10 protein-coding genes and 1 pseudogene are annotated in these 12,139 nt (G+C 59.3%); 6 read left to right on the top strand and 5 right to left on the bottom strand.

Annotated features, from left to right (window positions below; translation table 11 throughout):
* Positions 1-443: 443 nt before the first annotated feature.
* The 4 genes from LCF60_RS21760 to LCF60_RS21745 form a co-directional block, all read right to left on the bottom strand.
* A complete protein-coding gene (locus tag LCF60_RS21760) occupies positions 444-995 on the bottom strand; it encodes a helix-turn-helix transcriptional regulator (protein WP_292294640.1) in 552 nt (183 codons plus the stop codon).
* A gap of 726 nt (positions 996-1,721) precedes the next feature.
* On the bottom strand, positions 1,722-3,239 hold the full coding sequence (locus LCF60_RS21755) for a Fic family protein (protein WP_292294639.1): 1,518 nt from the start codon (positions 3,237-3,239) through the stop codon (positions 1,722-1,724).
* Positions 3,240-3,903: 664 nt separating this feature from the next.
* Entirely contained in the window at positions 3,904-4,077 is a 174-nt protein-coding gene (locus LCF60_RS21750; RefSeq protein WP_292294638.1) for a hypothetical protein, read from the bottom strand.
* A gap of 97 nt (positions 4,078-4,174) precedes the next feature.
* Positions 4,175-5,056, bottom strand: a complete 882-nt coding sequence (locus tag LCF60_RS21745; RefSeq protein WP_292294637.1) for a DMT family transporter — start codon at positions 5,054-5,056, stop codon at positions 4,175-4,177.
* Between the two features lie 489 nt (positions 5,057-5,545).
* On the opposite strand from LCF60_RS21745, the gene LCF60_RS21740 reads away from it, so the two are divergent.
* The 6 genes from LCF60_RS21740 to LCF60_RS21715 all read left to right on the top strand — a co-directional run bounded on the left by LCF60_RS21740 (position 5,546) and on the right by LCF60_RS21715 (position 11,821).
* On the top strand, positions 5,546-6,037 hold the full coding sequence (locus tag LCF60_RS21740) for an OsmC family protein (protein WP_292294636.1): 492 nt from the start codon (positions 5,546-5,548) through the stop codon (positions 6,035-6,037).
* A 38-nt stretch (positions 6,038-6,075) separates the two neighbouring features.
* Entirely contained in the window at positions 6,076-7,170 is a 1,095-nt protein-coding gene (locus tag LCF60_RS21735) for a C4-dicarboxylate TRAP transporter substrate-binding protein (protein ID WP_292294635.1), read from the top strand.
* 86 nt (positions 7,171-7,256) lie between these two features.
* On the top strand, positions 7,257-7,724 hold the full coding sequence (locus LCF60_RS21730) for a TRAP transporter small permease subunit (protein WP_292294634.1): 468 nt from the start codon (positions 7,257-7,259) through the stop codon (positions 7,722-7,724).
* Positions 7,725-7,789: 65 nt separating this feature from the next.
* Complete coding sequence (locus tag LCF60_RS21725) at positions 7,790-9,133, top strand: TRAP transporter large permease (protein ID WP_292294633.1); 1,344 nt, start codon at positions 7,790-7,792, stop codon at positions 9,131-9,133.
* A gap of 84 nt (positions 9,134-9,217) precedes the next feature.
* Positions 9,218-10,279: a LacI family DNA-binding transcriptional regulator gene (locus tag LCF60_RS21720; RefSeq protein ID WP_292294632.1), complete on the top strand. Its 1,062-nt coding sequence runs from the start codon at positions 9,218-9,220 to the stop codon at positions 10,277-10,279.
* A 1,014-nt stretch (positions 10,280-11,293) separates the two neighbouring features.
* Complete coding sequence (locus LCF60_RS21715) at positions 11,294-11,821, top strand: hypothetical protein (protein WP_292294631.1); 528 nt, start codon at positions 11,294-11,296, stop codon at positions 11,819-11,821.
* A gap of 123 nt (positions 11,822-11,944) precedes the next feature.
* On the opposite strand, the pseudogene LCF60_RS21710 reads toward LCF60_RS21715, so the two are convergent.
* Positions 11,945-12,139: pseudogene (locus tag LCF60_RS21710) on the bottom strand (blue light sensor protein); the annotation flags it as partial.

Genomic DNA, 12,139 nt, shown 5'->3' with positions numbered 1-12,139 from the left:
CATCGATGTCCGGATCGAGGGCGATCTCTATCGCATTCGTGCACACATGCCACTTACGGTGGATGCGCACCGTTTACGGCATGTGACGCCTGTCCATCGTCTCTCTCCGGATGAAGGCCAAGAGGTGATGGATGGCCTTTACGCGATCTTGTGGGGACTTTGAAAGGCACTTCGGAAAACTCGTCTGGGCGAAACAGTAATTTCAACATTTGGCGCAAGGGGCTGGGACCGCGAGGGGGGTCCTCTACATTTCTGCGGCATGGGTAGCCCAAAACAAAGATACGCATGCTGGGCGCACTCAGGGCGTCTTTCTTCCCGTGACGGGATCAGTCCTGGCTCTTGCCGAAGGTGTGTGAGGGTCGCGCACGGGTGGGCAGTGTCAGGGGCGGTGTCAGGGCGCGACGGGCGGGCCATCCTGTGGCCCGCCGCCTTGCTCTCTTTGTTCAGGACTCGTTCTCGGGATCGATCTTCCTGCCTTCCTGCTTTTCACGGGCTTCCAGAACGCGCAGTTCCAACAGCTCGCGGGTGACGGCGTCGTCTTCTTCGAACATCACCTCCGGGCTCACCTCGTGCATCGCGGCCTTGCCGATCGTGCCCAGATGGCGGTCGCGCATCAGGCGCAGCAGGCCGTAGACAAGCGATTGGATCGCCTCGTCCCAGGGCAGTTCGGTGTCGCCGCAGATATAGGCGTAGCTGCCCAGAAACTCCGCCTCGAACTCGGTCAGGCGCATGCGCATCAGGTCGTCGATCACCATCCAGATCTCGGGCTGGTACTCGCGCAGGGCGATCTTCACGAACTCCTGGCTGTCGACGTCCAGCGCCTTGGCGAGTGCCGGGATGCGGCTGATCGGGACCTTGCATTCGCCGGTCTTCATCATCGACAGGGCGTTGGGGGATGAAAAGCCCACATCGCGGGCGATCTCGCGCTGGGTCTTGGGGCTCTGCTCGATGGCGTCACGCAGAAAAGCCAATGTCGGGGAAACGGGGGTGGTCATGGGGTGGTCCTTTTCTCTTGGGATCATGATCTGCAAGTTGCAGTAACCCCTTGATAGAAGGACTTTTCGAAAGCCTGCGCTGTGCCTTCGGCACGGCCATGGCAACGCCGCAGATCCGCGAAGTCCGACAGCAGATCTTATCGAATACAATCGGACGGGCATGACGCCTCTCGCGAAGGATGAAAGGCTTCGCTGGCGTTGATTTGTCCATATGTGGACTATAGATCCATATTTGGACCAAGGAGGCAGAGGATGCAGATTGCTGATTTTCCCGATGTCTCGACCCCTTCCGAGGGCATGCAGTTCGCACCATCTCCAAAGAGGACCGCGCACGGACGAGTGCTCCGGGTCTGCGGAGCTTTCGCGCGATCGCGGACAGGTTTGATCTGAGCGAGGCGGAACGGATCGCCATCCTCGGCGACCCGGGTCGTTCGACCTATCATCAGTGGATTAAAAAGGCGCGTGAGCACCAGCCGCTTACGCTGCCCCTTGATACGCTATTGCGGATTTCGGCCATTCTCGGGATCTACAAGGCACTGGCCATTCTGTTCGAGGATGAGAGCCAGGCACTGGTCTGGTTGAAAGGGCCTCATCGGGGCCCAGCCCCTGACGGTAAAAGTTGATGGCATCCCTCTTTGGGTGACCATTCTGTGTTGTGGAGCACAGCTCGGAGTGCGCTGGCGCGAAAAATCCGCGCAAACACGCTTTCGAGACATTGCTTTTCTGTTAGGGCTTATTGCCAAGATGCTCGCCAATCAGCTTCGCGAAGGGAGTGATGTCTCCTCCAAAGCTCGCGGCATCGAGAGCCTGCATATAGCGCTTCCGCTGATCGAGCCGGATCACAGCCCATGGATAACCCGAGCTCGCGAGCACCGCGTTCATCACGAAGCGAGCGAGGCGTCCGTTTCCGTCCGGATAAGGGTGGATGTAGCCCAAAAGCCAGTGACCAAGCACCGCACGCACTCCGGGATGCTCCTCCTCGTCAAGGAGATCGAAGTAGGTCTCCATCGCATCCATGAGCTTTTCGCACGCCGGGGGCACATGATTGGCTGTGCGAATGAATACCGGGTGATTGCGATATCCGATCAGTTGGCCTCGCGTTAGAATGCCCGCGTCGATCGACGGCTCGAAGAGATCTTGATACCAATCGCTTAGATTGTCGCGCACCGAGACCGGCTCACCTCGCTCGATGGATGTTTTCACCACCTCGCGGGCAGACTGGAAAACATTCCAGTAGCCCTTCGCGGCCATAGCATCACGAGAGGTGGCGTCCGACTTGTCGGCCTCCGGGTCCCAGGTTCCGCTGCGAATCTTCTCGATCAGCTCTTCAGAGACCCGATAGCCTTCGATCGAGAGCGAGTTCCAGGCATCATGAGTGTAGACATCGTCGATCTGCCCAAGCACCTCGTCGGCATCCACAGGCCCTCCCAGAGAGGGCAGCAGGTCAATGATCGCCTGTCGATCCCTCTGCCATATCGCTCGCAACATGTTCGAGATCGGGGCCGCACCAGCAACAACAGCAATGCCTTCCCCAGTAAAGGGGTTTTCATTCCTCAGATCCATATCTGCGCGGCGCATGCCATCGGCCAGGCGCCTGGAGTGATCGTCCATCCCCAAGTGCTTGAACGCGCCAACCAGGCGGTTACCCGGGCGCCTGTGCGCCCCGCCCACCACCGCGCGCAACAGGGCATCGACATTTCGGTAGCTGCCCATTAGCGCTGCAACTGACATAGCCTGCGCATGATAGCAATTCTCTGCCATATGGATCAGCGTGGCCTCCGGAGTGTAGACCCTCAGCCCGTTCGGCAGCTGCGTCCTCCGATCCTGCTCAGGAAGCTCCCTGACCCTCAGATCAAAGAGCGACCGCTTGCCAGGGAGTTCGACAGCATTGTTGCCTCCCTTAGGGGCATGCACGATCACCTGGGTAGCCGGCACCTGCGATCCAGTATGCAGATCGAGGCAAATCTCAGGACTGAGAACCCAGTCGCTACCGAAGCGGTGCTCGCAGTATCTCTGGACAAATGACCAGTAGCTCATCATCCACGGCGTCGTGTCACCGGGACGCGAACTGGGGTCCAACAGGTGATACCAGCCCTTCATGATGGGCTGAAGATAGCCAGCCTTCCTTAGCGCCTTGATCCTCACCGGGTCGATTTCGCCGCTGCGAACCACAAGATGCCCTTGCTTCTGCAAGGTGTGCAGGGCTTCCAAGGCGCCGGCCAAGATCTCCCGTTTGTCTGCCATAACCGTCCCAGTTCGTCACATGCGTCCAAGTATAAGTATATAGAGATGTCCAACCTCAAGTAAATGGTGCCGTCCATAGTAAAGTAAATATTACAGTCCGAGATCAAGTAGATTGCTTCGTCCAAACGCAAGTAAATACCAAAAATGCTCGAAGCGAGCCGCCGCGGCCCTCTCGAAGATGTTTTCGAGACTTAGCTCACCTGTGTTCTCCCTCAGAGTTTCCGCAAAAACCTTATGTCAAAAGCAATGTTGGCCTTTCGGGGGCCAACAGAAATGCTCATTTCAACATTTGCCGTCAGGGGCTTGTCATCGGGGCACGCTCTTCGCGGGGCACTACCCGCCCATGGCCTACATGTTGGACGGCGGGCATGACGGGCTCATGTGCGGTGCGTCGCTATCTCGATGCCTGGCGCGGGGGTATTATGGGCTTCGGCGCACCGGAGGGCAGTTTCGAGGCTGTCACCGAAGACGATCTTGTCTTTGCATGACGATGGCCGACCTGGCTCAAGGCCAGCGGTAAATGTTGACGGAAGCGTCGCCTGTTCTGGGGTCGTTTAGTCTTAGCCTGAGTGGCGAAAGTCTCGACGGAGTCAAAGGCAAGCGATGCCCGATGAGCCTCTCGTTAAACGAGGCATCGCCCGGGCCTTTCCCGAGTTGACGTGCTTCAGAAACCGAGCGGGTTGTCCAGAACCCCGACAACCTGCATCAGGAACTCGCCGCTGTCCGGGTCAAGAGCCTGCTGGTAGTCGTCGTCGATCGCAGCCACGGCCCGATCGATGCTTGCCTCGGTCCCGTCGAACAGCTCCATGACGGCAGATGCATTCTCGACATCGGACAAGTCACGCTAACATTTGTTGATCGTTTCTCAAAACCTGGTCGGCTTGGGTGGCTAAATCCCGCGAGGGGTGCATCGAAGCGGCGAAGTATACACCTGCTCAGACGACCACCCCCTTCTTGCGAAAGATCATGAAGACGCCGCTGGCAATGATGATTGCCGCACCGAGGATCGTCATCGTATCCAGGCTTTCTCGCCAGATGAGCCAGCCGAACAGCGTGGCCCATAGCAAGCCCGTGTAATCGAGCGGCGCCACGACGACGGCCGGGGTCACGCGAAAGGCTTGTGTCATCATGGTCATGCCTGCCGTTCCGAAAAAGGCGATTGCCGCGAAGAGCCAGATATCCTCTGCCCGGATCGGGACCCAGACAAATGGAACGATGAGCGCACCGAGCAGCGCGCCTGACCCTGTCAGGTAGACCAGCAGCGTCCACACAGTTTCGCGCGGGTCAACCCAGCGTGCGCTGAGCATGAGCAATGCGTAGACCAGGGCAGTCGCGACGGGCAGAAGGGAAATCGGTTGGAACGTCGCGCCGCCCGGGCGGACGATGAAGAGAACCCCCACGAAACCGAGCAGGACCGCCAGCCAACGCCGCCAGCCGACGTGTTCGCCCAGAAAGAGCGCCGAGATCACGGTGATGAAGAAGGGTGCGACGAAGATCAGCGCGGTGGCCTCCGCCAGGCCGAGATACATGAAACTCGTGAAGAACATGATCGTCGCACCGACCCAGAGTGCGCCGCGCAGCAGATGTGCTGCGGGCCGGTACGAACGCAAGGCAGACGACCCGCCCAGAAGGAATGCCAGCAGCACGGTGAACGGCAGCGCGATCACGTTGCGCATGAAGAGGATCTGGAGGGGTGCGTAGCTCGTGGTCAGGGTCTTGGCCACCGCATCGTTGACGCTCAGGCAGGCAACACCGACACACATCAGCAGGATACCTCCCGTGTAAGTGCTTGGCGCTTCGCGAGATGCAAGCCTCATCGTGAACTCCCTTGGCCCCCTCCTGCCGCTACACAAGCAAGGCCACGAAGTCGACCAGGTGCAACGAAAGAGCCCCGTTGCGTGTGCGGTAGTTTCGAAGGGCAGGGCGCGGCTGTGGAGGCCGTACGGGCGCGCGTTCGTTTCGGCCCCCCCTCTGTCCATGGGCATGTCGAGATCAAAGTCTGGGTCACATGGAGAGCGTCTCAGGGGCACGTTCGCTTGCCCGTCTCTCCCGGGCCATTATGCTCAAGATATGCCGTGGGGTCGCCGTTTCAGGCGCGGCGCGCGTTCGTCGGCGCAAGTCTCGGCCGACCAACCTGGTTGCAAAACACGTGTGCGCTTTCCCTTCCAGATAGGGCGCAAGTTCAAAGATCTTCACCCAGTATTTCCTGAACACCAAAATGGATGTTTTCGGCATTTATCCCGGCAGTCCAAAGCGATGATTGTGCATGCAAACGTTTGCGCAACCGTGTTTCCGGAGAAGTCTAAATGTCCGACCGTCTATTCAACGTCCACTTCACGGCCGAAGGCGTGTGCGTCGGAAAGCTTCGCAACGAGGTCAACCTGACGGCGGTCGAGCCGTTTCAGGTCAATCGGATGCTCGCCACGGATGAAGGCAAGTTTCAAGGCGGAGAGGACACATCTCCGACGCCGCTCGAGTTTTTTTTGACCGGTCTCGTGGGCTGCCTCATGACGCAGGTCCGGGTGTTCGCCAAGCGACTGAAGATCGATCTCGAAGACGTCAAGGTCGACTGTCGTGCCAGGTGGGAAGCCCTGCCGGACCCGGTCGGGCCCTATCAAGGGCGGCCCGTCGGGTTTGAAATCGACGTCGATGTCACGTCGAGCGCAGATCCCGCACGGGTGGCGGAACTTGTCAGCGCGGCACGTCGAGGGTGTTTCGTCGAACAGACCCTCAGCCAGGCGAATGAAATCGTTCACAGTTTGAAGGTGAACGGCCAAGCGCAGCCTCGGGAGGAATAGCGAGACTGCGTGCATCTATCATCAAAGGGAGGAAATCGATGAATTGTTCAGACCTCAAGGACACGCTGCGTGTTCGCAACCGCATCACCGGCATGCTGGTGGCGACAGGGCTGGGCCTTGCCTCACCCGCATTTGCACAAGAGGAAATCGATGTCAGCATCGTGTCGGGCTTCTCGCCCGCCGTGGCGGCTGTCAAGATGCTGAAGGAAAGCTTCATGCCGGGCGTCGACGAACGGCTGGCGGAGACCGGCAACTACACGATCAACTGGCAGGAAGCCTTCTCGGGTACCTTGGCAAAGCCTGCCGGCGAGCTCGAGGCGATCGAAACCGGCCTTGCGGACATGGGGGTGATCCCGACCGCGTTTCATGCCGACAAGCTGCCCGTCTACCAGATCGGTTACGTCACGCCGTTCACCACCAATGACCTCGTTCTGATCCATGAAGTCGTCGACGGGCTTGTCGACAAGTACCCCGCTTTCCGGGACACGTGGACCGGGTTGAACCAGGTCACGCTTTCGGCAAGCGGCATTCCGGACAACTACATCCTGTGTTCGTCGGCGCCGATCAATTCGGTGAGCGACATAGACGGGTTGAAAGTGGCGGGTGCGGGTCCGAACCTGCGCTGGATCGAACCCGCCGGTGCCACAGGGGTCACAGGCAGCCTTGGCAACTTCTACCAGCTGGTCGAAACCGGCGTCGTCGATGCGATGCTGGTCTGGGGCGAGGCCGTCGTGTCGCTCAAGTTCTATGAGGTCTGCGAGAATTACTTCAACGCAAACCTCGGTGGTGTGAATTCATACGTGATCAACGCGAACCAGCAGGCTTGGGACGGCTTCCCGGACGAGGTCAAGGAAGCGATGATTGCGGCAGCCAAGCAATACGGTGTGGATATCGGAAACTTCGCTGCCGAACTCGGGGCGCAAGCCCGTGATACCTTTGTCGCCAATGGCGGCAGCGTTGTCGAGATCGACCCGCAGGAGCGCGCGGAATGGGCCGCAACCCTTCCCAATCTCGCGCAGGAATGGGCCAGCAACCTGGAGGCCAACGGAGTTCCAGCGCAGGAAATCCTTGCTGAATACATGCAGGCCATGCGCGACGCCGATCAGCCCATTGCACGGCAGTGGGACCAGTGACAGCCCCCGGGAAATCCAGGTCTGGAGGGGCTCCGGCCCCTTCAGAGGAACCGCCAACCCCCGGCTTCACGCCCTTCGTGGTCGGGATGGACGCTCTGGGTGCGCTCATTGTTCTGGGCATGATGATCATCGTCAACATCGATGTCTTCGGTCGTTGGCTGTTCGACTCGCCGCTGGCCGGAACCTTCGAGTTGACCGAGATGGGCATTGTCGCGGTGGTCTATCTTCAGCTGGCCCATACGATCCGCGTCAAGCGACTGACGCGTTCGGACACGTTTCTCAACTTCCTGGCAAGGGTGCGCGGGAAAGCGGCGGATCAATCGCTGCGGCTCGTCTTCAACCTGGCCGGCACGCTGATGCTCGGGATCATCGCCTATGGCCAATTCCCGCGGCTGATCGATGCCTGGAGCAGGGGATATTACAAGGGCAATGTCGGTATCTTCACGGCACCGACCTGGCCGCTGGAAGGGATCATGTTCGTGGGGGCAGTTGCTGCGGCCATCCAGTTCCTTTTGCTTGCCGCTCGCAATGCCAAAGCCCTGCGTGGCGGGTAACGCACCGCCTCGGCTGACATTTGCGCAAATTCGCTTGAACTCGTGATCACCTCTGGAGGTGTCAAATGACTGGGCTTGAAATCGGCCTGTTTTCGGTCGGGGTAATTATCCTGCTGATCTATTCCGGAATGCATGTGGGCATCGCGCTCAGCGTGGTCTCCTTTCTTTCCGTAGCCCTTCAGAAAGACAGCCTGACGCTGGCCATGAAACTTCTGACTTTGGCGGCAGCCGACGGCATTGCCGATCAGACCTTTGCCGTGATCCCGCTGTTCGTGCTGATGGGACTGATCATGAGCGCATCCGACGTGGGTCGGGATGCCTACGATGTCGGCGACTATTTCCTGCGGCCGATCCGGGGTGGCCTGGGGTTGGCGACGGTTGGATCAAACGCGGTCTTCGCGGCCGTCACCGGTGTCTCCATCGCGTCGGCTGCCGTGTTCACCCGCGTCGCCGTGCCCGAGATGCTGCGACTGGGCTACAGCCCGCGATTTGCCGTGGGCACCGTGGCCGGCAGTTCGGTTCTCGGCATGCTGATCCCGCCCAGCATCCTGCTGATCATCTACGCCATCCTGACCGAGCAATCGATCGGCATGATGTTCTTTGCCGGCATCGGCCCGGGCATCCTGCTGTCCAGCGTCTATTGTCTCGGGATCATCGGGATGGCGTATTTCATGCCATGGTTCGTCTATGACCGCACAGGGCGCTTTTCCGACCAGGCAGCCATCGCCCAACACGATCCGCGTGACGAGCACAGTCTCGGTGGGATTCTCATCAAGTTCCTGCCCTTGATGGGGTTGGTCATCATTGTCCTGGGCGGCATCTATGGCGGGATTTTCACCCCGACAGAGGCGGGGGCCGTTGGCGCGATCTGCGCGCTTTTGCTTGCGGTTGTTCGCAAGAAGATGAGCCTGAAGTCCTTCTGGAAGGTACTGCTCGAGACCGGGCATATCACGGCGTCGATCTGCTTTCTCATCATCGCGGCAACCATGTACAGCCGATCGCTTGCGCTTGCCGGTGTTCCGATGGAGATCGGCGGCCTTGTCCGCACGGCCACGGATCAATTCCTGCTGGTCGTACTGATCTATGTGCTGATCGTCCTTGTCCTCGGAACGATCATCGACTCCGTGTCGATCATCCTGATCATGGTGCCGCTCTTTCTGCCGGTCATGCAGGGGTTCGACGCCGATCCGATCTGGTTTGGCATCCTGACCGTGATCGCGGTCGAGGTCGGGCTTCTGACACCACCGCTTGGAATTGCCTGTTTTGTCATCAAGGGCTGTCTGGACGACCCGAGAATTACCCTTGGCGACGTGTTTCTCGGGGCCATCCCGTTTGCGCTCATGATGATATTCGTGCTGGGCTTGATTACGGCCTGGCCGCATCTCGTGTACGTCAATCAATGGATATGAGGGTGGCAACAGGGTTATCGGAAGAGCAGGGCAGGTACGGTGGCAGATCCCGAAAACAAACGTTCTGAAGGCAAAGTCGCCCGCGTGAAGCTCGCCGATGTCGCCAACGCCTCGGGGGTGCATTATTCGACGGTGTCACGTGTCTTGCGGCCTGGCTCGAAAGGACGAATTTCGGACGACGTCGCGGAACGCGTAAGATCGGTTGCGCGGGAACTGGGGTATCAGCCGAATTCCGTCGCGGCGAGCCTGCGCACGCAGTCGACGCGGTCCATCGGGCTCATCGTGCATGACATGAGTGACCCGGTGTACCCACCGATCCTGAGCGGGATCGAAGCGACGCTGTCTCCAGAGGGTTTTGCCGTTCTGGTCAGCAATACCGGGTACGACATCGACGTGGAGATCGACATCGTCAATCGCATGGCGTCGCGACTGGTCGATGGCATCTTCCTTGCGACGACACGGCTGCATGATCCCGTTGTCGCAAGGTGCAAGGAATTGGGCATTCCGCTGGTGTCCGTTCTGCGGCAGACCGAAGACGCGACCTCGTCCGCTGTCGTCAACGACTGTTACGGCGGCATGACGGATCTCACCAACCACATTCTCGGCCTCGGGTTTCGGGATATTGCGGTCATCCTCGCGCCGCAGGGACTGTCCACCGCCCGCGAGAGATGGCTGGGTATACGCGACACGCTTTCCCAAGTCGGCCTGAGCTTGCCCGAACACCGTGTCGCCCATGTGGATCGTATGTCCGCCGAGAACGGGAAACAGGCTGCGCAGAGGCTTCTGGCCGCTGCGCCGAGCCGGCCTGAGGTCATCATCTGCGTGAACGATCTTGTCGCGGTCGGGGCCATTCAAGCATGCCGGGGTGCGGGGCTGAGCGTTCCGTCGGACATCTCCGTCTCGGGGTACAACGACATCCCGTTGGTCGACATCATCGACCCACCCTTGACGACCGTGCGGATGAATTTGCACGACATCGGAAAGGAAGCGGGGGAATTGATGCTGGAACAGTTCGGGGCTGAAAGCGACGCTCCAAAGACGCTGCGGATCGCCTCGCAATTGGTTCTGCGCGCGTCGTTGAGGTATAATCCAGCTGGCAAGAACAGGAATGCCCGCCCCGGCACACTCGGTCCATATACACCCTGATCCTGTCGAAACATCTCTCTGCAAGGGTCGGTGTGGCAGTTGGCTGGGCCAGAGCGGTGCTGCACCCCGACAAACCCGACTCTGTCACTGCCTGCTTGTGCGTCCCTTGCTTGTCTTCCCCTTTCCAGGGGCATGCCCGTTTCCGGCAACATGACGGCCTTTCCCGTACCAGGGCTGCTCTTTCCCCCCTGTGTCTGCACGGGTTCGCGTCTTCCGGGGGAATGTGTCTTGCCCCGGTCTTTGTGGGGCTCAGTGCGCTCTTGGGTACGTGTTGCCTGGTCGGGATTGTTCCGGAATGGTCCCGTCAAGATTTTGAATCCGTGTGGGGTTGTTTATGGATTAGGCGGGGTTAGTCGGCGTTTGTAGGGTCTTGGCGCCATACTGACAGCAAGCTTGCTTGTGCCGTTGCAGTGTCACTCACCGAGACCCGGACCCGGCTCGAGACCGTCGCAGACTTCAAACAGCCTGGTGCGAGGGTGCTCGGTCACCTCGGCCAGGACGCCGTGCGCCACCCTGTCGACAATGGGGTGTGTCGCCGCGCTTGTGGGTGCGCAAGTTCGTTCTGGGCACCCCATGCCCACGAGCATGTCGAGGTCGCAGTCTGGGGCGCATATCGAGCGTCTCTGGGGGTCTTCATGGGCATCACACGCTGTCGAGATCGTCGTGGTAGATGGCATGGTGCTCACAGTTGATGGAGCGCATGCCAGAAACGAAAAGGCTGCGATCCCGCCCGCCACGGGGTGGTCCGCTATACGCTCGAAGGCGTGGACAGATGGCAGTAATGGGACATCCTGCATTCTCTACGGGCATGAGGATCTACTGGCATGGAAGACATGCGGAACAGACCACGTCCAGAAGGTCAAGTCAGCGCAACTCCGGGCGATTAGCCGGTCGCAGATCTCGCTCGGGAAGCAAAACTTGACCAATGGGCAAAATCAGGCGAAAATTTCATACATATATCAGATTGGTACTTCACGTATTTTGACGGAAATAAAATCCTGGAGGTAGGGTCTTATGGGACTACTCAATGCACTCCGAAGCGCCTTCATTGATGATGAAAACATAGAAGAAGTTCTTCAGGCCGCCGACGAAAAGGCCAAACAGGCTCATGCACTGGCACTGGCCGGGCACGTGGTCTCAAACCAGGCAAGCAAGCAACTCAAGGACGCCGCCGATGGGATCGCGGCAGTTAGATCGAAGATATCGACGGTCCAAGACGTACACGACAAGATGGACGCTTTTTTTCGGATCAAGGATGCTGTGGAGGTGCTGGAAGGCTGGCCTCACAAGGGCGTTTCAGATGAAGCTGCCGCTGCAGCCTTTGATGAGATGTTTGGCGCTGCGGCGGTCTTCGCCGAGAGCCTGCCGCCGCCGCTCAACCAGTATGCTCAAATTCTCAAGCAAGTGAAGGTGGCAAGTTTTTTTCAGAACATGCAAGGGCTCGGTGCCAGTCGCGTCGGCGGCAACGCATCGACACCCACTGGTCGCCAGATGCAGAAGATCAATGAAATTCTGGAGCGACAGGGTCGTGGAGAATATTGAGCCAGTAGGTTGCATTCTTGCGCGGCGGTCTTCGACTGCCATTCTTCAGGCGTGCTTTGAGCCTTGCCTTCATCGGGTCGGAATGTAGCGCGACGAAAGTCCGCTGCCGGGCAGGGGGCGATGTCATTCCGGGTCGGGTGCGTCGCTGGCTGTGCGAAGTTGCGTGAAGAACGCCGTGACCTCTTGTGCCGTCGCATGCTCGGCAGCATTTGCGGCAACCTCGTCCCTTGACCAGATCCAGGTCGCGGCGGGATCGTGAAGCATGGCCCAATGCGCGAACAAGCGTTCTGTCGCCGGCTCCATCACGTGGGTTGTCAC

This window comes from Marivita sp. (assembly GCF_020055635.1).
Taxonomy (GTDB): Bacteria; Pseudomonadota; Alphaproteobacteria; order Rhodobacterales; family Rhodobacteraceae; genus Marivita.
This window is presented reverse-complemented; position numbering and strand designations above follow the sequence as displayed.